This window comes from Paenibacillus sp. 2TAB19, from assembly GCF_052115185.1.
Classification (GTDB): Bacteria; Bacillota; Bacilli; order Paenibacillales; family Paenibacillaceae; genus Pristimantibacillus.
Window position 1 is genome coordinate 1 of sequence record NZ_JBFRGE010000060.1, and the last position, 21,825, is coordinate 21,825.

Consider the following 21,825-nt stretch of genomic DNA (forward strand, 5'->3'; position numbering starts at 1 on the left):
AGCTCCGCCGCCTGCGCCACCACCAGCTCCGCCGCCTGCGCCGCCTCCAGCTCCGCCGCCTGCGCCACCACCAGCTCCGCCGCCTGCGCCGCCACCAGCTCCGCCGCCTGCGCCGCCACCAGCACCGTTACCTGCGCCGCTGCCGTTTCCGATCGACTTCGCTTTGCTTTGCGATTTGCTCTTCGATTTGCTAGGCGACTTCAATGTCGTATAAGAGTAAGTAATGGAGTTGAGCGTCTTCGCGTCAACCGCACCAGTTACAGGCAGTCCATGCTTCTTCTGAAAATACTTAACGCCGCGAACCGTGTCTGCGTTATAGTATCCATTAATTTTGCCGCTGTAGCTCCCCAATGACTTCAGCATCCCTTGGATGACGTATACTTCCGGCCCTTTGGCGTTTTTGCCAACCGCGAGACCCGTATGCGGCATACTGAACGTCAAGGTAACCCCAAGAAGCGCTGCCCCCAAAAACTTGCCTATGTTCCGGCCAAATGTACCCTTTTTGCGCGGACGGGCCGCTTCCTCATGATGTTGCATCCAACTAGACACCTTCCTTTTTGTGAAATTATTTCTCGTGATCCCTCAATTACTATCCCCAATAATTCAAAATGCTTGCATGGATCGATAACTATTTTCAAAATAAAAAATACGATCTAAGCAACGAATCTCAGACATCTTAATGTCCATTTTTCACCCCTATTAACGTCGATAAGGAACCCAGACATTCTTATTTCCCTCAAATTCATGAATCCCACCGACATCGCGATGACATAACAATACTACGATTCGTTACATAGCAATTCACCTTTGAAATTCATGAATAAGCATGTCTAGATTCGTTAGGCGAGAGATAATGCCTATGAGCTGCCAAACAAAAAAACGAGAAAGCATCCGCCCTCCCGTTTTCCCTCAACCTTATATAATTAGTCCGCTTGTACGATCTTGATCAAGTTAGTAGCACCGGTCTTGCCGATCGGTACGCCTGCTGCAATGACCGCAAAATCTCCGGATTCAAGCAATCCGCCTTGGCGCCCCTTCTCAAGCGAAGATTGGAACAACTCATCCGTAGATGCTGGACGATTGCCCTTCACCGGTATAACGCCCCATACGAGCGAAAGCTTATGCAGCGTCTTCTCATCCGTCGCAATCGCCATAATCGGCGCTTCAGGACGGTACTTCGATACCATGCGCGCCGTGAAGCCGCTCTCCGTAGGAGCGATGATCGCTTTCGCACCCAACTCGCGAGAGGAGCTGACAGCCGCTTGCGAGATCACTTCAGTAATCGAAGTTGCTTGGCGTTCCGCTTGCTTTTGGAAATGGCTGGAGTAATCGAAAATGCTCTCCGCGCGTTCGGCAATGGATGCCATCTTCATCACCGACTCAATCGGATATTTGCCGGCAGCCGTCTCGCCCGACAGCATAATCGCATCCGTGCCTTGCAATACGGCACTTGCAACGTCGCTTACTTCCGCGCGCGTAGGGCGCGGGTTCACTTGCATCGAATCAAGCATTTGCGTCGCTACGATTACCGGCTTGCCTGCACGATTGCTTTTCTCGATCATTTCGCGCTGGATAAGCGGCACGTCTTCGACCGGAATTTCTACGCCGAGATCGCCGCGGGCAACCATGATACCGTCCGAAGCTTCGATAATCGCGTCAAGATTGATGACGCCCTCTTCATTCTCGATTTTCGAAAGCACTTGAATGTGGCTCGCTCCCGATTCTTCTAGAATTTGCTTGATCTCATATATATCTTCTGCTTTGCGAACGAACGAAGCGGCGATCATATCGACGCCTTGCTCGATCCCGAAGTTAATGTGTATAATGTCGCGTTCCGTAACGCCTGGAAGCGTAGTGCGTACGCCTGGAAGGTTAACGCCTTTTCTCGGCTTAATGATGCCGCCGTTGATGATCGTGCAGACGATTTCGGTCCCTTCCACCGATTCGATCTCGAGTTCGATCAAACCGTCATCGAGAAGGATTTTGCCGCCAATGCTTACGACCAAAGGCAGTTCCGAGTAATTAACCGAGATGCGCTCGGCTGTGCCGAGAATCTCTTCTGTTGTCAGCGTCAGCTTATTGCCTTTGACAAGCTCGTACGAGTCGCCTTGCAGCTTGCCGATGCGAACCTCAGGTCCTTTAATATCCATCATGATGGAAACGACGCTGCCCGTAGCTTCCGCTGCTGCGCGAATCGTTCTAATCCGTTCACTGTGATCTTCAAGCTCGCCGTGTGCCATATTGAGCCGGGCAACGTTCATTCCCGCTTTGATCATTTGTTGCATGACTTCGCCGGATTGGCAGGCTGGTCCCATTGTGCATACAATTTTTGTTTTTCTCATCTGTCTATCCTTTCAAGTTCACGTAGTTTTTTATTTAATTATAAAAGGATAGGTATCCCATTGAAATAAACTATAGTACACTACATGTAATATAGTATTGTATCCGAAAGAAGGTTAGCGTGCCGATGCTTGAGCTACAGACCGTACGTCGCGACCAAGGCATGGACTGGTATGAGGATTATAACGGCGTGGAGTCCTCGTTCTCCATCGTGCTCGTTACTTATGGCAAAGTTGTGTACTGGATCGAAGATGAGAAGGTCATCGTCGAGAAGGGCGAAATGCTTCTGCTGCCCGCGGGCATCCGTTATTACGGCAAAACAATCCCAACCGTCTTCCATGAAAAATATGTCGTTCGATTCAACACGCTGGCTGATGAAGAAGCAAAGCTTCCAATACTAGCTGGCAGACAGCGGCTGAAATCCAAAGTAGGTTATTACGAGCTCATCCTTGATCTGCTCAAAGTAACTTATACCGAGTGGATAGAGGAGCTGCCCTATGCCGCGATTAGAGGTCAAGCGAAAGTAACAGAGCTGCTTGCCCTTTGGAGCAGAGAGCTGGAGCAAAGCGCCTCCTCCTTGGGCGCCAAGGCTAATGTCGAGCGAATGAAGACTTACATCGCCGAACACTATCGCGAGAAAATAACGAAGGAGCAGCTGGGCGCCTGCATCCGTGTAACGCCTAACTACGCCGCCACCCTGTTCAGCAAAATGACGGGCCAAACCATCAGTGAATACGTCCATTCGGTACGCATCCGCACGGCGATCTACATGCTGAACGAGTCATTGCTTAACGTGAGCGAGGTCGCGGCTTATTTGGGCTATAACGACGTATCCTATTTTCATAAATTGTTCAAAAAAACGACCGGAAGCACACCTGCGCAATTCGCGCATAACCGTCCAAACTGATCGCGCTTATAGCCGGCCGTACTCACACACCTTAAAGTTTGCTGAAAGAACAACGAAAAAGATGCAACAATCGTCCACATATTCGATAATGATCTTAGGTCCTTGGAAAGGGGTATTGATCGATGCCTGCTGCGAATAAGAAAGGAATCAGGATTTTGCTCGTCGATGACGAACCGCATATTTTGGAGTTTCTAGAGCTTGGACTTATGAACGAGGGGTTCGAGATCTATACGGCGCCTGATGGTGAAAGCGCGTTGGAGCGCTATCGGGAGCATCAGCCCCATATCGTTGTCTTGGACGTCATGATGCCGGGCATGAACGGCTTCGAAGTATGCGACGCGATCAAACGTTCAGGCAATCAAGTAGCCGTTATTATGCTTACGGCCAAGGATGAAGTAGAGGATCGCGTGAAGGGGCTAACGCTCGGCGCCGACGATTATTTGGTGAAGCCGTTCAGCTTCAGCGAGCTGCTGGCCCGAATCGGGGCAAGACTGCGTAATCAATTCCCGAATTTGCTAAGCGAAGTAACATATGGCCCGTTCCGCATCGATGACCGCCGTAAGGAACTTATTTATAATGATCATGTGCTTGAGTTATCTCCTACGGAATACGAGCTGCTTAAGTTTATTGTCATGAACAATGGCGTCGTTCTAAGCAAATCGCTTATTTTGGACAAAGTATGGGGCTATAACTTCGGCGGAGAAGAGAACATTGTCGAGGTGTATATCCGTTCGCTTAGAGACAAGCTAGGCGACAAGGAGCACCGGCTAATCCGCACGCTGCGCGGTTCCGGATACCGGCTCGACTTGCCATGAAGCAGCCGTTGATGAGCCGAATCATGCGTTTCGCTGCCCCAAGCTCCCTTCGTTACCAGCTATTAAGCAGAACGCTTCTCCTGCTCGCAGCGCTGCTGCTATTAATCGGTGTCTTGCAATATGTGTTGATGAAGGATTTCGTCTATGAAAATAAAGCCAACACGCTGGGTGCCCAGCTCCTATCGATGCCAATGGACTGGTTTGGCGTGAGCGTAAGCAAGCCTGACGATAGGGAGGGCAAAGGTGCTGCTCCTCGCATGGAACCGCCTAAGCAGCGGCCTCAAGCGCCCGTCTTCTATCAACCGGGCATGTCGTTCGCTTTCGTCGGCAACGACGGGGTCGTGGACGACTTAACCGATAATCCAGAGCTTGCTTCGCCTCAGTTGACCGCGCTGCAATATGCGGATATAAAGGCAGAGCTCTTGAGTCGCAAGTCGATTAGCTATCGCATTGCGACTGACATCAACGGTCATGAGCAGCTTGTTGTGCTCAGGCTCGCCGATCCTCGCAACCGGGCGGCCGGCATGGTTCAAGCCGGAGCAGAGACAGCCTCACTGCAAAAGCTGCTATTTACGCAGCTTGCGATCTTCATCTCGCTCGCCGTCCTAGCACTGGCGGCTGGTCTATCGCTTTATTTGCCGCTTCTTCGCAAGACGTTGACGCCGCTGTCGCGAGTGGTGCAGGCAGCGTCGGACACCGATGCCGGCAATCTAGACATCCGATTGCCTGCGCACCAAGGACAGCTGGAGATCGATCGGCTGTCCGAAGCGTTCAACGGCATGCTCGCGCGGTTGGAGCTGTCGTTCGAAGCCGAGCGGCGAACGACGGATCGGATGCGGCGCTTTATTGCCGACGCGTCCCACGAGCTGCGCACCCCGCTCACCTCGATTCACGGCTTCATCGAGGTGCTTCAGCGCGGCGCGGCAGTGAGTCCCGAGCAGTTGAACCGCGCGCTTGCGAGCATGGGGCTCGAATCGCGGCGAATCAACAAGCTCGTAGAGGATTTGCTCACGCTCGTGAAGCTAGATCAGGCGCCGAAGCTTGTCCTTGCTCCGGTGCGGCTCGATCTGCTCATTACGGAGATGGAGCCGCAGCTTCGATTGCTCGCCGGTAGCCGTTCGGTACAGATCGAGACTGGCGGCAATCCGGTTACAGGACGTTATCATGCCGACAAGCTGAAGCAAATCGTGCTGAATCTGTTCTTGAATGCCGTCCAGCATACAGACTCCGATACGGGCAGCATCTCGCTTTCCCTCGGCGTAAGCGGCAGCCATACGCAACTTACCGTTTCAGATAACGGCACAGGCATTGCCGCCGAGCATATTCCGCATCTGTTCGAGCGGTTCTACCGCAGCGAATCGTCGCGCACACGCAAGAGCGGTGGCGCCGGACTCGGGCTATCGATCACGAAGTCGATCGTCGATGCGCATAACGGCTCGATCGACGTCGCAAGCGAGCCCGGCGTCGGCACGCAATTCCGCGTGCTGCTGCCGCTTGAGATCACTCAGGGTAAGAAGTGAGTTGGTTGAGGCTTAAGTTGCTGGAGGCTGAGTTGAGGGAGTACTTGAGGGCTGAGGTGCTCGGTTACTTGGATATTGTATTGCTGTAGGGCTGAGTTGCTAGGGTGCTGGGGTGCTCCATGGTTCTGTTGCACATTCTGCAACGGAACCATAATCCGCCACGCGCCTATTCCGATCCTCAACGAACAATAACGAACGAGTCCAGCTTCGCACCGTCCACGTCATACGCCTCATACGTCAGCTTATTCCCGTCGACCGTAATACCAGCGAACATCTGCTTATTATTTTGGAAATGAACCTTGTGGTAGAACTGGTCATCCTTTTTCTCGTTAAACTTCTGTCCTGACGTATTCGTAACGACGTAGACTGTACCTTCGCGATTCCCGTCCTCGCCGTCACCTGTTCCGACAATTTCCCCGCCCTTTAGCGGATACGACCTGGAGTATTCGTGATTATGGCCTTGCAGAACGAGATCAACGCCGTATTCGTCGAACACTTCCGCCCAATCGAGCGTCTTCTTATAAGAATTGCCGCCATACGGCCCTTGATGAATCGAGGCCACAATCCATTTTTTGTCCGTTGCCGCAAGGTCATCTTGCAGCCATTCCGTCTGCGCCTTGCGATTCGACTCCGAGTTCAGCATCACGAAGTGGACAAGTCCATAATCGAAGGAATAGGTTGTTCCTTCAATGGAGCCTTCCGCGCCGTTGCCCGGCAAGTTAAAGTGCGAGATAAACATATCCGCATTTCCTTCGACCTCGTCATGATTGCCAGTTACGGGCATGAACGGCACGCTTCTCACCCATTTAGCCGCCTTCTCGATCAAATGCGTCCAACCGCTCTCCTCGTCGGGATTTTCGGTCAAGTCGCCATTATGAACGATCAGCTTCGCTTCCTCGAACGTAGCGAAAGCCCGATCAAGCGTGTTGCCCCAAAGGTCAAAATCCTGCTCCGTCTCGCCTTGCGAATCCGTTACGTTAATGAACGTGAACGACTCTTGGTCCTCTTCCTCTGTACCTGCAGACTCCGTCACGAAGGTTGCCGCCTCGCTCCAGCCGCCCTTTTCTCCGCTCCCTACCCGGTACGTATAAGTAATCCCTGGTTCGAGACCGGTTGCCTCCGCTTTGTGCACGCCCCTCTTCTCACTGCTGCCAAGCTCCATAACCGTCGTAACGCCAGTTACCGTCATGACATCTTTGCCATCGAAATCAGCATCGGTTCCCTTTACAAGCTGCAGAACAGCTTTATCCCCGGCTTGCTTTGTATGCCAAGTGAACGCGCGGCTCGTCTGCGGGTCACCCTTGAATGTAGTCACAATTGCATAAGGCTTATCTCCATCCACAGCTCTCCACTTCTCGAAGCCGTACATGGCGGCAACCAAAAGCAAGCAGAACAGCAGCAACAGCCAAGTATCTCTACTTCTCATCGATCGTACCTCCTTTCTCTCCCTTCATCTTAACAAAAACTTTACATAAAGCGCATTCAGCAATCTTTCAGCCGGCATTCAGTTAAGAATCAGTAAAGGCGAGTACAATTGCTCCAGTAAGTAACACAGGCCACGCAAACCGGAAATGAAACGAGGTGTGAACATGACAACCACATTAAAATACCGCAATGAATTGAAGTTTTTCATCAACCAGCATCAATACTTTGTTATTCGCCAGCGCTTGAAAAACCTGATGAAACAAGACGATCATGTCGGCCCGACTGGCGAGTACCATATCCGAAGCCTATATTTCGATGACGTTAACAATAAAGCGCTGCATGAGAAGCTCGGCGGCATTCGCGATCGTTCCAAATACCGCATTCGCATATACAACGTAAGCGACAAAGTCATTCATTTTGAGAAAAAAATCAAATTCAAGGACTATATCGCCAAGGTCAAGGTGCCCCTTACGAGAGCGATGTACGATGAAATCATGGCCGGCAATTACGAGGTGCTCAACAATCCTTTAAAGCCGCTCATGCTGGAGCTGTACAACGAGATGAAACAGAAGCTGCTAAGGCCCAAAGTCATCGTCGATTACGTCCGCGAGCCCTACGTATGCGAGAACGGGAACGTTCGGATTACGTTCGATAAGGAGCTGCGAACCGGGCTGCATTCACATGATATTTTCGATAAGAATCTGGAACCGGTAAGAGCGATCGACGAGAATCTCATTATTCTTGAGGTCAAATACGACGAATATATTCCGGCTTATATCCGAACCGCGCTGCAGCTTGAAGGCTTGAACAGGCAGTCGGCGTCCAAATACGTCATTTGCCGCAAGTTCCTGAAATACAACACTTGGGAGGATTATTAAAAATGGAAACAAACACAACAACATCCGATACTACAACTAATTTTACCGATATTCTCAAAAAATCAGTACTCGAAAACGTCAGCTCGGACATTAGCATTGCGAAAATATTAATTACGCTCGCAGTCGCTTTTCTAATCGGCTTCTTCATTTTCGTCCTGTATAAACGGATTTTCAGCGGCGTGCTCTATTCGAAGAGCTTCAACGTCTCCCTCATCGGCATGACGATGATTACAGCCGTGGTCATTATCGCGATCAACTCGAACCTCGTCCTGTCGCTCGGCATGGTCGGCGCGTTGTCGATCGTCCGCTTCAGAACGCCGATCAAAGACCCGACCGACCTGATCTTCCTGTTCTGGGCGGCAGTCGCGGGTATCGTAACGGGCGCAGGCTTCTTCACGTTAGCCGTCATCGGTTCCGTAGTTGTCGGTCTTATTCTGTTCTTCTTCATTAAAGGCGGCTCTGTAGAAACGCCTTACTTGCTTGTTGTTAACTGCGATGGAGACGATACCGAGAAAGAAATTCACAGCCGCATGGGCAAGCTGGTCAAACGTTACAACGTGAAGCAAAAAACAGTTACGGCAGGCAATATCGAAATGACGCTCGAAGTGCGACTGCGCGACCAAGAAGGCAAATTCGTGGGCGAGCTGTCAAGTCTTGGAGGCGTCAAGAATGCCGTGCTTATTAGCTACAGCGGGGATTATGTTTCCTAAGGAGAGGAATAGGAGGTAACACGTATGAATGCGAAGTTCCACAGCTTCCTTCTCGTGCTGTTCTCTCTGCTCCTCATAATCGGATTGACGGGATGCGCGGCCGGGTCTAACACCGACTTCGCCTCCCTCATCGGTTTAACGGATTCAGATTCCGAGGCAACAGCAACGAAGGAAGAGCAACAGCTTGATGAAAAAGTGTTCCCGAAGGACGAAGTTATCGACGTGAAAATTACGATTGACGAGGATGAGTTCCAGAACATGCTGGACAATGCCAGCGCCGAGGAGATGCATGAAGCATCGATTGATTATAACGGACAACACTTCGACAATGTCGGTATACGGACGAAAGGCAATCTGAGCTTGAACAGTGTCGTCAATATGGCCGATTCGGATCGATACAGCTTCAAGCTGTCGTTCGATGAATATGTGAACCAGACATTGGCCGGCGTTAGCAAAATCAATCTGAATAACAATTACAGCGATGCCTCTTATATGAGGGAGTTTCTGTCGTATGAGCTTGCTGAGAGTATGGGCTTGCCCACGCCAAAATACAGCTACGTTAACGTCTATGTGAACGGCGAGTTATGGGGCTTCTATCTAGCAGTCGAGCAAATCGGCGACGCGTACCTGGAGCGCAACTTCGGCAACTCTTACGGCGCGTTGTACAAAGCAAACGGCGGCAACGGCAGCGAGTTGAACTCGCTGGAGACGATTGATGCTTACACGGGCCTTGATCTGAAGTCGGACAAGTCGAACGATGATATTTTGCTGACTATGCTGGATGAACTGAATAACGGTACCGATTACGAGAGTGTTCTGGACGTCGAGGAGGCGCTGAAATTTATTGCCCTTAACGCCGTGGCGGGCAATATGGACAGCTACTTATCGGAGAAGAAGCATAACTATTATTTGTATGAGGATGAAGGCATTTTCAATATTCTGCCATGGGATTATAATATGTCATTCGGCGGCTTCGGGGGATCGGGAATTTTGATCGACGAGCCGACCTCCGGCACACTCGCGGATCGGCCGCTAGTCGCTAAACTGCTGGAGAATGAAGCATATTTGGAACAATATCACTCGATAATCGCAGAGATGCTGGACGGCTATTTATCCGAAGCCGCGTTTGCTAAGCGAACAACAGAGCTCTCTGCATTAATCTCTGAATCGGTGAAGGCCGATCCATCAGCCTTCTATACCTATGAGCAGTATGAGCAAGGCGTAGCACAGGTCGTTTCGTTCAACTTAACGCAAACGGCATCCATCGCTCAGCAGCTTGACGGAACGATTCCCTCTTCGGGAGACGGCTCGGGCAGCGGAAGCAGCGGCATGGGTGGTGGTCAAGGCGGTTTCGGCGGCGGAGGTTTTGGTGGCGGAGGTTTTGGTGGCGGAGGCATGCAGCCGCCTGACGGTCAGGGCGGTGGCATGGGTGGTCCTGGAGGCATGGGCGGCTTCGGCGGCCAGCCCGGCCAACAAGCCGCTGCGCAGCAAGGAACTGCCGAAGAAGCTTACACAGCAGGCATAGCCATCGTTATCTTATTGCTCTCATGTGTCTTCGTCGTATTCTACAAACGCAGACGCCTCTAATAAACGAATCAAGGAGAGGATGCCATACGCATCCTCTCCTTTTTGCTTTTCACATACCTATACCCTGCCAACCTTCCACTCCGCCTTACTACCGCGTACCGTTCAGCGCGCCATCGGCACGGTACTCACTCGGCAGTCTGCCGACGAGCTCGCGGAACAGCTTGCTGAAGTACTTGTCGTCCTCGAAGCCGATGGCGAACGCGATCTCGTACACCGGCGTATCGGTCTCCAGCAGCAGCGTCTTCGCGCGTTCTATTCGCATCCGCCGCAGCATAACGCCGAACGGCTCGCCCGCAAGCTTCGCGAAGCATTGACTGAAGTAGCTGCGGCTCATCTTCACATAATCGGCGACATCGGCTTGGCTCAGCTTGCCGCTGGAATGCTGACGCATATATACGATTGCGCGGATTAAGCAGAGCATAACCTCCTTCGAGAAGCCCAGCTCCATCATGCGCCGTTGAACATGATCGGAGAATCGACGCAGCCACAAGCGCCATTCCGCCCACGTATGATTGCGCCGAATATCGCTTCGTATCGCCAAGCTTTCGCTCTCCTTCATCAGCAAACCGCGCCAATCCGCGCATAATCCTTCTCCGAAAGCCACGATACATTCGAAGGACGGGCGCTGCTGCTCAATCTTCCCTATGAAATGCTCCCAGTCGGGCGCGCTAAGCATCCATTTCATGCTCATACCATCACTCGAGGAAAGCTCATTTCCTCCCAATCCTTTGCGTCGCTCAGCTGCCGTATCCTTCAACTCATCGTAGCGAAGCTCCAGCGGTTCATCATTTGGACGCTGCTTATAAAACAATTCATCCGCCATCGACTCGGCCAGCTCCCGCTTCACTTCATCAAGAGGTTGTCCATACAAGCCTGTAATCCATACCGGCTGCCAGCGGCTGCTCAAGCTATGAGCCAGCTCCCTATTCATCTCTGCTCTAGACAAGGAATGCATGATCGGTACGAGCCACATCTCCTTAACCGCAAGCAGCGGATTACGCTTCACGACGGCAAGGCGCAGTAATTCATTGCTGTTCTCTTCACGATTCGAAGGATAGAACAACAACGCTTCCGACGCTTGCAGCTTCTCCTCCTCCGATCCCAGCAGACGCTCGCCTAGATTCCCGATCTCCCATTCCAGCCGAGCGACGATCCGGCTCATCACCTCGTCCGCGCTTTCCGGCTCAAGAAGTGTCTTTACTATATAATCAATAGCGCCCAATCGAAGCGCTTCTTGGACATAATCGAATTCATGATGGCATGTGAGCACGACCGAGCGCACTCGCGGATAACGCTGTCTTACCTGGCTAATAAGCTCGAAGCCCGACAGCCTCGGCATCGTAATATCGGTGAAAAGCAGATCTACCTCCGTCTGCTCCAGCAGCTCAAGCGCTGCTTTCCCGTCGGCCGCTTCGCCTACGATGGTGATCCCGAACGAGGTCCAGTCGAATAACGCAATAAAACCTTTGCGAACCAGTCTTTCATCGTCGACGACGATCGCTCTAATCATCCAAGCCCTCCTTCGTAATGCGCTTACATCTCCATTTTGGTCCAATAACAAGTTATGGTCAATATGCGATTCCGACTATGTCGGCTGCAGTAAAACAAGAGGAAGGAAAGCCTGCTCGCAAGCAGGCTCTCCTCTCCCTTTCCTTTGCCAGCTCTCCAGCCGTGCGAAACCAACTATTGCTTGCGGTATTCAAACACTTTTTTGTTCTGCTCTACGCCCCAAGCGAGTACTTCTTCATAGCCAAGACCTTTCGCTTTGTCGATCATTTCCGTGCGAAGCTTCGTGAATTCACCGTCGTTTTTCGCGAATACCATTTTCCACGAATATTGTTTGATCACGTCTGCCACTTGGCCGCGTTTTTGCTCCAGCTCATCGCTTCTGACTGCCGGCGCGGTGCCTGTAAAGATTGGCTTCAGGACAGCGAGCTTGTTGTTATTGATCAAATAATCCTTAGCCGTCAAAGCGCCGCCGTTCGCTGCGCGCCAGTTCTGATCCAGCTTCGTCGGCGACTTCTCGAGCACCGATGTCCACAAGTTGTAGTCGTACGGCTCGTTCGTGTTCGGGTTAATATTCGTCAACTTGAACGAAGTGTTGTTGATTTGGCTTTTGCCGTCCTTGAACGAGCCGCCGCCGAATTCTTCAGGTACGGCCGTATCGTTAGACGGAAGCGCCTCAACGCCGAAGTCCGTCAATACCGCTTTGCCGTCCTTCATCTCCCAGGTGAGTCCTTCCGGACCGTTGTTGCTGACCATCATACCCTCTGGACTGTACAGCCAGTCGAGGAATTCAAGGACGCGCTCCGGATGCTTCGCTTTCGAACCGATCGCCCATACCCGGCTTCCGCCATAAGGGTCAAAGCCGTATGAGAATGTACGCTCTTCATCGAACGGCACAAGCGCGAAGCCTTTGCCTTCGTTCAGATGCTCTTGCGTGTTGTACGTATCGTCAAGCCATGGGAACCAAGTGAAGAGCAGCTGTCCGTCTTTCATTTTGTTCACGACGTCTTCGAACTTTTGCGTTACCGAATCCGGATCGAGCAGACCCATTTGGTTCGCGTCATAATACAGCTTCAGCGCGCGGAGATAGTAGCCGTCCTCGTCCAATACGCCTTGGTACTCGTCGGAATCCGCGGATACGAGCGAGAATCCGCCAGGGTTGAAGCCGTCGCCTTCGTCGAATCCGTGCAGACCTGCCCAAGCCTTCGCGTTCATCATCATGTTGCCGTCCCAATCCGCCCACAAGGAGAAAGCGTACGTCGGACGACCGGAATCGCTTTTTGGCTGCAGCTCCTGCATCTGCTTAAGTACCGGCAAGTAATCTTCCATTGTCTTAATCTGCGGACGACCGATCTGATCGTACAGATCCCAGCGCAGGTTCGGGTGATACGTCAAGTCTTGGCCTTCGGATGGGCCGTCCTTGTTGTCGCCGACGTCGAAGCCGATGCCGTATACGCTAGAGCCGCCGCCGAAGTTGGCTTTGTTTTTCTCGATCGCTTTAGGCGCATATTGCAAAATATTTTTGCCGTACGTATCCAGCAAACCGTCCTTCGTCCAGTCTACTAGCATGCCAGCCTTAATGGCATCGAGATACTTCTGGCCGTCATCGCCGAATACGACCAGATCGCCGAGGTCGCCCGAAGCCATCATCGTCGCGAACTTCGTATCGCCGCCGCCCTCTAGGTTCGATGCGATAATGTTCAGCTTAATGTTGAACTTATCTTTGATCAGCTTCGCATACCAGCCGGATTGCTCGCCCGCGAAGTTCGAGAGCATCGAGAAGACGTCGATCGTAATTTCCTCGCGCTCTTCCTTCGGAGGAGCCGTTTCCTCTGCCGCTTTGTCCGTGCTGGCCGGCTTATTGGTCGCAGTATTATTGCCGCTTTTGTTGTTGTTCGAGGAGCAAGCTGCCGCCGTGCTTACGATTAAAATAATCGCCAGAAATACTGCCATTGATCTACGAATGGGTTTCAATGAGATGAGCCTCCCTTTTTTTGTCCAAAATGATTGGTTACCCTCGTCTCTGACTGCCCTTGATGTCGACACCGTTGCCGCGCTCACCTCCCTTCAGCATTTCCTCCTCTAGCCTGCTACCCTTTAACAGCGCCAATCATAATGCCCTTCACGAAGAAACGCTGGAAGAACGGGTACACGAACAGAATAGGCAGGACGACGATCATCGATACGGTCGTTCGTACGGAAGTAGCTGTCTGCATATTCGTCAAATCGATGTTGCCGCCCGAGCCCTGCGAGTTGCGGATGATGGCCGCAAGCGATGTCGATTCGTTCAAATATTTGTACAAGACGAATTGCAGCGTGTAATACTTGCTGTCGGTCATAAGGAACAGCGTATCCACGAATGAATTCCACTGGCTGACGGCCGAGAAAATCGCGATTGTAGCGGCTATCGGCGTGATAAGCGGCATAATGATCCGGCTGAAAATCGTCAGGTAACCCGCTCCGTCCATTTCCGCCGACTCCTGCAGCACTTCGGGAATCGATTCAACGAACGTCTTCACGAGAATGACGTAGAACGGCGAGACGATGGCCGGAAGAATATAGGCCAAGTAATTGTTCGTCAAGTTCAAGTTCATCATGATGATGTACCATGGAATGATGCCTGCGTTGAAGTACATCGTGATAACGACGAATCGGTACCAGAACCGCCTGCCCCACATCTTCTGCTTCGTGAACAGAAAGCCGAGGAACGCCGACGCCACCACCGTCAGAAGCGTGCCGACGACCGTTCTGCCAACGGATACGAGAGCCGCCTGCGACAGCCCTTTCACCTGCAGCACCTCGACATAGTTGGTCAGATGAATCATTTTCGGATAGAAGGTAACGAGTCCCCGCGAGCTTAAATCATTGCTGCTGATCGTATTGATGAACAAGTAGTAGAACGGAAATATACAAATGATCGTGAACACTGCAAAAAACGTATAGTTCAAGACGTTGAACAACACATCGCCGTACTTGCGCCGTGTTAGCATAGACTGCCTCCTCCCCCGGTTAGATGATCGACTCTCCGCGTACCATTTTGGACAGACGATTGGCTACGAATAATAAAATGATGCTAATAATCGACTTCAGCATGCTAACCGCAGTCGCGAACGAGAAGTTAAAGCCGAGCAGCCCCGTATTGTACACGTACAAGTCGAGCACCTCGATTGTGTCCCGATTAAGCGCGTTCTGGAACACGAAGTATTGCTCCATCCCGTTATTAATAAGATTCGCGATCGAGAGCAGCAGCAAGACGAAGTAGGTCGGCATAATGCCAGGCACCGTAATATGCCAGATCATGCGGAAGCGTCCCGCGCCATCGACCTTCGCCGCATCGTACAACTCCTGATCGATCGAAGCGATCGCCGCTATGTACATGATTGCGCCCCAGCCTAGCCCTTTCCAAAGTGCCCAAAACGTCATTTTCAGCCAAATCCATTCCGAGGAAGCCAAATAATTAATCGGCGCTTCCTGCAAGCCGATGGCCATCATGAACTTGTTGATGATGCCGTTATCGACGGAGAACATCATGAACGCGATCGCATACACGAGCACCCAGCTAATGAAGTTCGGCAGCGTTGTAAAGATTTGCACCGTCTTCTTGTACCAGGTCGTCTTGATCTCCGTTAGGAAAATCGCGAATAATACCGGAAATACCGACGTAATGATACCGAGTCCGCTCATCGCCAGCGTATTACGCATGACACGAAGAACTTCCTGCGTTTGCGTTGGATTGGAGATGATCGATCTGAACCATTGGAGACCGACGAACTGCGTATCGAATAACGAGAAGCCCGGTCGGTAGTTATAAAAAGCGTAGAGCCAGCCGTACAATGGAAAGTAACTGAATACGAGTATGAGCAACAGAAACGGCAGCGCGAACAGAAATAACCGGAACCGGTCAGAGATGAAGCTGCCGCTGCTTCGCGCAAGCGAACTCTGCCTTCGGATAGCCGTCTTCATGCAATCCCTCCTACTTAAGTGTGACAATCCGCTGCCCTGTCCATTTGTAGTAAGCGCTTACTACCCGCTGAACTTGAGAGCTTCTTCTTGTGTTTCCCTGCTAATAGTGTATAGGCTAGGCGCTTTAGCACGGGAGTGGTAGCGGTTTCAAGATTGACGTTTCCTGTTGCCTTCTAGCGAACAGGATTCGTACCTGTGTGAACGTTTTTCGTACTATGGCTGCATTACGGATAGCGGACACCAGAGGTCTTTACAGGCTTGATTGACGATTTTAGCTGTTCTTACGGACACATAAGACTCTATCAGGTGTGTTGGGCAGCGAAATCGCTTCGATTAGCGCAGTAAGGGTTTGTGGTGTCCGTTACGTTGCAGCAACGGCGGAATAATGGCCATTAGCGTCCTAAATGTCCGTTAGCCATACAAACAAAACGACGACTGGACAATCTGCATACGAAAAAGGTACCTTGAACAAATCCCTTTGCTTCAATACAAAGAAATCAGTATGTTCGTTATATGAGCCGCTTTAGAAAAAAAACAGGGTTGCCTCCATAGAAAGAGGCAACCCTTGTTATCATTCAGCTTGCAGGGCAAGCACTTGCTCGATCGCAGGCATGGACGGGATCGCGCCTTTGCCCGAAGCGGCTAGAGCGCCCATGGCATTGGCAAATGCGAGCATCGCTTCAAGCCGATCCCTCGTCCATTCGAACGGCGGTGCATCAGGTGCGCCATTCAGCCACTGATAAAGAATGCCCGCCAAGAAAGCATCGCCAGCACCAGTCGTATCCGCAACGTCAACCTTGTAACCGGCGTGATTGGCGGTTGCCTTCCCCGTACGGCAATAGCTGCCCGCAGCCCCTCGCGTTACGAGCAATAGATCTAGCGGATACTGCTCCATGAGCAGCTTCGTTCCCCGCTCCAGCTCGTCGGTGCCCGTCAGAAACAACAGCTCTTCCTCCGACAACTTCACGATATTCGCGAAGCGCATTCCTTCGAGGATCCGCTCCTTCGCCGTATCGGCGCTGTCCCATAGCGACAGCCGCAAATTCGGATCGTACGAGACGGCAACGCCGCTGCGCTTCGCATGCGATGCCGCTTCCAGCGTCGCCGTGCGCGAAGGCTCATGCGTCATCGATAGCGAGCCGAAGTGAAAAACGCGAGCCGATGCAATCCGACTAAAGTCAATGTCGGAAGTGCGCAGCATATGGTCCGCGCCAGGCTGGCGATAGAACGTGAACGAACGGTCGCCGGACTCATCCAGATGAACGAAGGCAAGCGTCGTCCCCGCCTCGGCAGTATGAACTAGCCCATCTGTATCGATCCCGCTAGAATCGAGCACCCCGCTTAAGTATCGGCCGAAGGCGTCGTCGCCAACAGCGCCGATGAATGCCGTCCTGCGGCCGAGCTTCGCAAGCGCAGCAAGCACATTGGCAGGCGCGCCGCCCGGATTGCGTTCGTACAGCGGCAGCCCCTGCTCCGATAAGCCATGCGGCGTAAAGTCGATCAGCAGCTCGCCCAGCGCAACGACATCAAATGTACTGTCATTAGCGTAGTTTCTTACTCCCATATCGGCGCAAGCTCCCAAGCGTCAAGCGTCTCGATAACGGCTGTTCCTCCACGGGCGAAAAAGCGGATGCCTGCGTCTGCCGGATTCGGATACAGGCGATTCGTCATCGCCATGCGGCCGTCATTCGCGAACAATTCGACCGAGGAGCGGTCGATGAACAAGCGAAGCCGGACGCGGCCGTCCTCCATCGGGGCAAGCGGCGCGGCGCTGACGCCGCCGTCTCCGGCCCCACCTAACTCGCGGTCCATGAACAGCTTTTGCTCCCGAGGCACATAACGGATTTCCGTATAAGACGAGCTGTCTTCCGAGCATCGGATGCGCAGTCCGAATTCTGCCGCATCCGATTGTTTGGTATCCCACACGACTGCAAGCTCTATCGAATCGCCTCTCACGCCGTCAACCTCGACATACACACCGTCTTCCAGCGCAAGACCAGACTCTGCTGCATGCTTGCCTCGCAGCGACTCCAGCTCCGGAACCGGCTGGCTGCGAACCGTGCCGTCCTCCGCCAGCGTCAGTTCGCGCGGCAGCGTCATCGCGCCGTACCAGCCATGCTCCTGCTCCGGCATCGTTGCGCCCCATATGTTCATCCATGCGATCATGATTCTGCGTCCTTGCCCGTCGATCAGCGTCTGCGGCGCATAGAAATCGAAGCCGTAGTCGATCTGCTCGGAGTAAGCATTCTCGAACCGGCAACTCTCGTAATCGAACCGTCCCGACAAATACAAGTTTTTGACCGGTGCGACGTTCATCGGCGAAATAAGCAGCACATGGCGGTCTTCACCGCCAAGCGGGAACAGGTCCGGGCATTCCCACATATCGCCCATCGTTCCATTGCTCTCTACCGCAGCGCCTTCGTATTGCCAGCTCAGCAGATCGGCGGACGTGTACATAATCGCTTTGCCCAAGCCGTCCTTGCCGTAGCCGACGACCATATGCCATCTTTCGCCCTGCTTCCATACCTTGGGATCGCGGAATCCAAAGCGCTGAGCATCCGGTGAATCGCCTATAATCGGATTAGCGGCATGTTTATGGAACATCACGCCATCCTCGCTCGTCGCTAGACATTGCACCTCTTCCGGCGTTTTACCATCCACATGCCCGGTATAGATAAGCTTCAACACGCCATTATCGTCAACTGCGCTGCCCGACCAACAGCCTTGGCCATGGTCGCCGCCTTTGTCGTACGGCTCCGATGGAGCCAGCGCTACCGGCAGATGCTCCCAATGAACTAGATCCTTGCTGCGCGCATGTCCCCAATGCATCGGTCCTTGCTTAGCCTGATAAGGGTCATGCTGATAGAACAAATGATATTCGCCTTTAAAAAAAATCAAACCGTTCGGGTCATTCATCCAACCTGCGGGAGGCATCATATGGTAATGAAGACGATATGCCGTATCCATCGCTTTGACGTTCTCCTTCAGCGCCTCTCCGGCCATCGCAATAAATGACTGATGTTCCTTATAATTGCCAGCGGTATGCTCCAACTCGGGTCACCTATCCTTTTCTAACGTTTTCACTCCAAATAGATTTCATCCTATACACGTCCACGAAACGGAACAGCGCCGTCCCGCCAGTCGCGAACAATTCAAGTCCTTCGCTGTCCGCGGCAGGGTAGATCAGCGTCGTAAATACAGTCTCGCCGTTATCGACGAACAGCTCAATTAGCGATTCGTCGACAAATAATCGCAGCCGGATTCGATTGCCTTGCGGCGGATGGTTCGCTTCGAACCGTTTGCCGAAATGGAACGGTTCGCCAACGCGATTAACGAACCGGCTCTCGCCGGAACGATGCCGATCGACGTAAAGGCTGCCCGTAGCAGGCTCGTATCCGATCTCCGTCGCTTCGGTGCCATCCTTCGAGCATCTTGCGCGAATGCCGAATACATCGGCATCGTTCCACTCGATCTCGGCGTAAAGCTCGTAAGCGGTCCCTTCATAGTCCAGCTTTACCGTCTTATCATTCGCGACCACGGGAGCGAAGCGAAGCGCGTTCTCCCGCAGCTTCTTGAGCTCCTCGACCGGCTGCTGACATAAGACGATCTCTCCGCTGCTAGAGGTTCTGAGCGTAAGTGACCGAGGGATCGACATGCCTCCCTTCCATGGGGAGGTCGGCCCTTCGAACGGATATTTCCAATTCGACGTCCATCCGAGCCATATCGCGCGGCCGTCCTCATTCGGGATATCCGCATACGTGACCGCCGCGTAGAAGTCTTGGCCGAAGTCGGTCCACTTCACGCTTGTTCCAGACATGTCGTCGTTCACGAATCGTTTGCCGTCGAACTCGCCTATGAAATATTGCGCATGGGATCCGTCCGTCTCCTCGTTATCGCCGATGCTGACATGCAGCACCCATTTCTGTCTCGACTTATCACCGTCGACTGGAAGTTGAAACAAATCGGGGCATTCCCAGACCGCAGCCTGCGAGCCTTGTCCATCCCCGAATTCGCTCTCGAACGTCCACTGTGTTAGATTAGCCGAGGAATAGAAGTAGACCCGTTTATCAACCGATACGATCATGATCCACCTGCCGGTTGGCTCATGCCACAGCACCTTCGGATCGCGGAAGTCGCGAATGCCCGGATTCGGAATGACCGGGTTGCCCGCGTATTTGATCCAGCTTCTACCCGCATCGCTGCTGTAGGCGATGCTTTGCGACTGCAAGCCGTCCTTGAAATGCGTGAAGATGGCAACTAAACCGGCCTTCCCACCGAACAATCCGCTCGTATCGCGCTTATCAACCACGCAGCTGCCCGACCATATGTCCCCAAGCTCGTCCCCGACAAGCGCCAGCGGAAGGTGCTCCCAGTGTATTAGATCGCGGCTGACCGCATGCCCCCATCTTCCCGTGTATTGATAGAATTGATGATATTCGCCTTCCCAATAAACCATTCCGTTCGGATCGCTCATCGGACCGCTCGGCGGCGTCAAATGATAGCGAGGCCGATAAAGCTCCTTGTACAACTCCGTCACGTCTTCGCCTCCCATTGCCTCGTCACTTAGTCGGGACGAACAGCTTGAGACCGCTCAGCGTCGTCTCGCCGCCGCGCGAGTACCAGCCCCATGCCTGTCCCGGCATTTTGTATATGCGCGTCGTGAGCGCGGAATCGCCGATATACAATACCGCAACGTCATTCTCAATGACGATCGTAAACGAATAATCTGTATTCGCTTCAAGCTCCGCCGACACCTGCACGTCAGGCTCGACCGAGGACAGCGTGTCGCCCTTCACCGCATCATAACGTACGCGGTCCTTGGCCGGCTCGAGCTGAATGCCATACGCCTTCTCCGGCTCGTCGCCGGCGCCGACGACGAAGCCGCTGTATTCCACCTTCTCGTCGAATCGCACGCTACCCGTAATCTTCGCCGTCTGCGGCAGCTCGCCGAAGACGATTCCGGCCACCCCTCCTGCGGCGGCGGACAGCTTCCACGCCTTGCTATCGCCCGCTGCCGCTCCGATCTTCTTCGGCTCAGCCAGCGCTTCCTCCTTCGACAGCAGCGCATCGATCTCGTCCGGCACCTTCACCCCAAGCGAGCCGTCCGCTGACAGCGTCATTTGGTGGGCGACCATATTGCCCGCCCAGTCCCACTGCATATAATCCTTCTCGAGCTGCCTCGTCGGCACCCAGCCGTACAGCATCCGCCGGTCGCCTAACGTTTCCGTCTTCGCCGCATAGAACGCCCTGCCGTCGAACATATCCGACTCCGGCTTCTTCCACGGCCCGTCCAGCGAGTCGCTGACGCGGTAATGCGTCGCCTTTTTGTCGCTGAATTCCGAGAACACGAGATACCATTTGCCATCCATATAGAACACGTCCGGACATTCCAACATGAAGAAATTGTCCGTCGCCTCAATCGTTAGCGGCTCGCGAAGCTCCCATTTGCTAAGATCCTTGGAGGCGAACAAGGCGATGACGCCTTTGCCGCTCTTCCTCGCGCTTTGCAGCATCCAATACTCGCCCTTCTCCTCGTTGTACAGGACGAAGGGATCGCGGAAATCATGGGTTTCATAGCCGTTTGGAGCATAAAACGTATCTTCGGGAACCTTCGTCCACGTCTTCAGATCGACGCTGACCGCATGCATGACCGCTTCCTTCGGCTTGCCTTGGTCAGGGAACTGCCAGTTATGGCCCGTATAGAAAGCATGATACGTATCATTGGCCTTAATGACGCTGCCCGTACCAAGCGCCAAGTCCTGATCCCGCTCTACGCCGAACGGAATCGCTTCGCCTGCATACTCGTAATCTGTCAGGTTCGACGTCGAAGCCATATGCCACGGATGGAAACCCGGCGCGCCGTCGCGCCAATCCTGCAAATAAAACAAATGAAGCTTATCGCCTTCGCTGAACGGCATAATATCGCCTACCCAGCCTACAGGCGGCTTCCAAAAGATACGATCCTCCGCCGCCAGAGACGTTTCCAGCGATGGCTCGGAAGAAGCCTTTCCGGCATTTTCCGTGCCGCTCGGTTGGTTAGCTGACTCGTTATTGCTGCAGCCGCTGATCAGCGCCGCGGCGGCAATCCCGACTGCCGCCGCCAAGGTCGCGAACTTTTTTCTCGCGTCCATCATCCTTTTCCTCCGTTCTTGCCCTTAAACGCTACCCGCCGCC

The 21,825-nt window shown here is 53.0% G+C and carries 17 protein-coding genes; 6 read left to right on the forward strand and 11 right to left on the reverse strand.

Annotated elements, in window-relative coordinates; all coding sequences use genetic code 11:
• Together AB4Z33_RS22510 and pyk are read right to left on the reverse strand one after the other, a co-directional pair.
• Positions 1–537 (reverse strand): peptidoglycan-binding domain-containing protein (locus tag AB4Z33_RS22510; RefSeq protein ID WP_442052032.1); only part of this gene is annotated, 537 nt, incomplete at its 3' end.
• Positions 538–923: 386 nt separating this feature from the next.
• Entirely contained in the window at positions 924–2,342 is a 1,419-nt protein-coding gene (gene pyk, locus AB4Z33_RS22515; protein ID WP_442052033.1) for a pyruvate kinase, read from the reverse strand.
• A 125-nt stretch (positions 2,343–2,467) separates the two neighbouring features.
• Here pyk and AB4Z33_RS22520 point away from each other — a divergent pair, with 125 nt between their 5' ends.
• From AB4Z33_RS22520 to AB4Z33_RS22530, 3 genes are all read left to right on the forward strand, one after another.
• Entirely contained in the window at positions 2,468–3,247 is a 780-nt protein-coding gene (locus tag AB4Z33_RS22520; protein WP_442052034.1) for a helix-turn-helix domain-containing protein, read from the forward strand.
• Positions 3,248–3,369: 122 nt separating this feature from the next.
• Entirely contained in the window at positions 3,370–4,062 is a 693-nt protein-coding gene (locus AB4Z33_RS22525; RefSeq protein WP_442052035.1) for a response regulator transcription factor, read from the forward strand.
• Between the two features lie 23 nt (positions 4,063–4,085).
• Positions 4,086–5,582, forward strand: a complete 1,497-nt coding sequence (locus AB4Z33_RS22530; RefSeq protein WP_442052036.1) for a sensor histidine kinase — start codon at positions 4,086–4,088, stop codon at positions 5,580–5,582.
• A gap of 178 nt (positions 5,583–5,760) precedes the next feature.
• Here AB4Z33_RS22530 and AB4Z33_RS22535 read toward each other — a convergent pair whose 3' ends face one another.
• On the reverse strand, positions 5,761–7,008 hold the full coding sequence (locus AB4Z33_RS22535; protein ID WP_442052037.1) for a metallophosphoesterase: 1,248 nt from the start codon (positions 7,006–7,008) through the stop codon (positions 5,761–5,763).
• A gap of 163 nt (positions 7,009–7,171) precedes the next feature.
• On the opposite strand from AB4Z33_RS22535, the gene AB4Z33_RS22540 reads away from it, so the two are divergent.
• Genes AB4Z33_RS22540 through AB4Z33_RS22550 form a run of 3 tightly spaced genes read left to right on the forward strand, consistent with a single transcriptional unit; the run spans position 7,172 to position 10,182 of the window.
• Positions 7,172–7,885 carry a polyphosphate polymerase domain-containing protein gene (locus tag AB4Z33_RS22540; protein ID WP_442052038.1) on the forward strand — a complete coding sequence of 238 codons (714 nt, stop codon included), beginning with the start codon at positions 7,172–7,174 and terminating at the stop codon, positions 7,883–7,885.
• Between the two features lie 2 nt (positions 7,886–7,887).
• Complete coding sequence (locus AB4Z33_RS22545; RefSeq protein WP_442052039.1) at positions 7,888–8,595, forward strand: DUF4956 domain-containing protein; 708 nt, start codon at positions 7,888–7,890, stop codon at positions 8,593–8,595.
• 24 nt (positions 8,596–8,619) lie between these two features.
• Positions 8,620–10,182 (forward strand): CotH kinase family protein, encoded by a 1,563-nt coding sequence (locus AB4Z33_RS22550; RefSeq protein WP_442052040.1) that lies wholly within the window; start codon positions 8,620–8,622, stop codon positions 10,180–10,182.
• An 88-nt stretch (positions 10,183–10,270) separates the two neighbouring features.
• Here the strand turns inward: AB4Z33_RS22550 and AB4Z33_RS22555 are convergent, their stop codons facing one another.
• The 8 genes from AB4Z33_RS22555 to AB4Z33_RS22590 all read right to left on the reverse strand — a co-directional run bounded on the left by AB4Z33_RS22555 (position 10,271) and on the right by AB4Z33_RS22590 (position 21,785).
• Complete coding sequence (locus AB4Z33_RS22555) at positions 10,271–11,692, reverse strand: response regulator transcription factor (protein WP_442052041.1); 1,422 nt, start codon at positions 11,690–11,692, stop codon at positions 10,271–10,273.
• A gap of 173 nt (positions 11,693–11,865) precedes the next feature.
• Entirely contained in the window at positions 11,866–13,662 is a 1,797-nt protein-coding gene (locus AB4Z33_RS22560; protein ID WP_442052042.1) for an extracellular solute-binding protein, read from the reverse strand.
• 116 nt (positions 13,663–13,778) lie between these two features.
• A complete protein-coding gene (locus AB4Z33_RS22565) occupies positions 13,779–14,678 on the reverse strand; it encodes a carbohydrate ABC transporter permease (protein WP_337099401.1) in 900 nt (299 codons plus the stop codon).
• Between the two features lie 19 nt (positions 14,679–14,697).
• The gene (locus AB4Z33_RS22570) at positions 14,698–15,651 is read right to left on the reverse strand and encodes an ABC transporter permease (protein WP_442052043.1); all 954 of its coding nucleotides are present in this window, start codon (positions 15,649–15,651) and stop codon (positions 14,698–14,700) included.
• A 571-nt stretch (positions 15,652–16,222) separates the two neighbouring features.
• Positions 16,223–17,215 (reverse strand): carbohydrate kinase family protein, encoded by a 993-nt coding sequence (locus AB4Z33_RS22575; protein ID WP_442052044.1) that lies wholly within the window; start codon positions 17,213–17,215, stop codon positions 16,223–16,225.
• Positions 17,206–18,702 (reverse strand): glycoside hydrolase family 32 protein, encoded by a 1,497-nt coding sequence (locus AB4Z33_RS22580; RefSeq protein WP_442052045.1) that lies wholly within the window; start codon positions 18,700–18,702, stop codon positions 17,206–17,208. The genes AB4Z33_RS22575 and AB4Z33_RS22580 overlap by 10 nt, the downstream gene beginning before the upstream one ends.
• A 10-nt stretch (positions 18,703–18,712) precedes the next feature.
• The gene (locus AB4Z33_RS22585) at positions 18,713–20,188 is read right to left on the reverse strand and encodes a glycoside hydrolase family 32 protein (protein WP_442052046.1); all 1,476 of its coding nucleotides are present in this window, start codon (positions 20,186–20,188) and stop codon (positions 18,713–18,715) included.
• A gap of 22 nt (positions 20,189–20,210) precedes the next feature.
• On the reverse strand, positions 20,211–21,785 hold the full coding sequence (locus AB4Z33_RS22590; RefSeq protein ID WP_442052047.1) for a family 43 glycosylhydrolase: 1,575 nt from the start codon (positions 21,783–21,785) through the stop codon (positions 20,211–20,213).
• Between the last annotated feature and the right edge of the window lie 40 nt (positions 21,786–21,825).

What these genes read in the sequence shown, in the direction of transcription:
- AB4Z33_RS22555 (WP_442052041.1), bottom strand. Translation starts at nt 11,692, where the DNA reads ATGATTAGAGCGATCGTCGTCGACGATGAAAGACTGGTTCGCAAAGGT.
- AB4Z33_RS22550 (WP_442052040.1), top strand. Translation starts at nt 8,620, where the DNA reads ATGAATGCGAAGTTCCACAGCTTCCTTCTCGTGCTGTTCTCTCTGCTC.
- pyk (WP_442052033.1), bottom strand. Translation starts at nt 2,342, where the DNA reads ATGAGAAAAACAAAAATTGTATGCACAATGGGACCAGCCTGCCAATCC.
- AB4Z33_RS22530 (WP_442052036.1), top strand. Translation starts at nt 4,086, where the DNA reads ATGCGTTTCGCTGCCCCAAGCTCCCTTCGTTACCAGCTATTAAGCAGA.
- AB4Z33_RS22535 (WP_442052037.1), bottom strand. Translation starts at nt 7,008, where the DNA reads ATGAGAAGTAGAGATACTTGGCTGTTGCTGCTGTTCTGCTTGCTTTTG.
- AB4Z33_RS22545 (WP_442052039.1), top strand. Translation starts at nt 7,888, where the DNA reads ATGGAAACAAACACAACAACATCCGATACTACAACTAATTTTACCGAT.
- AB4Z33_RS22575 (WP_442052044.1), bottom strand. Translation starts at nt 17,215, where the DNA reads ATGGGAGTAAGAAACTACGCTAATGACAGTACATTTGATGTCGTTGCG.
- AB4Z33_RS22525 (WP_442052035.1), top strand. Translation starts at nt 3,370, where the DNA reads ATGCCTGCTGCGAATAAGAAAGGAATCAGGATTTTGCTCGTCGATGAC.
- AB4Z33_RS22590 (WP_442052047.1), bottom strand. Translation starts at nt 21,785, where the DNA reads ATGATGGACGCGAGAAAAAAGTTCGCGACCTTGGCGGCGGCAGTCGGG.
- AB4Z33_RS22565 (WP_337099401.1), bottom strand. Translation starts at nt 14,678, where the DNA reads ATGCTAACACGGCGCAAGTACGGCGATGTGTTGTTCAACGTCTTGAAC.
- AB4Z33_RS22540 (WP_442052038.1), top strand. Translation starts at nt 7,172, where the DNA reads ATGACAACCACATTAAAATACCGCAATGAATTGAAGTTTTTCATCAAC.
- AB4Z33_RS22570 (WP_442052043.1), bottom strand. Translation starts at nt 15,651, where the DNA reads ATGAAGACGGCTATCCGAAGGCAGAGTTCGCTTGCGCGAAGCAGCGGC.
- AB4Z33_RS22520 (WP_442052034.1), top strand. Translation starts at nt 2,468, where the DNA reads ATGCTTGAGCTACAGACCGTACGTCGCGACCAAGGCATGGACTGGTAT.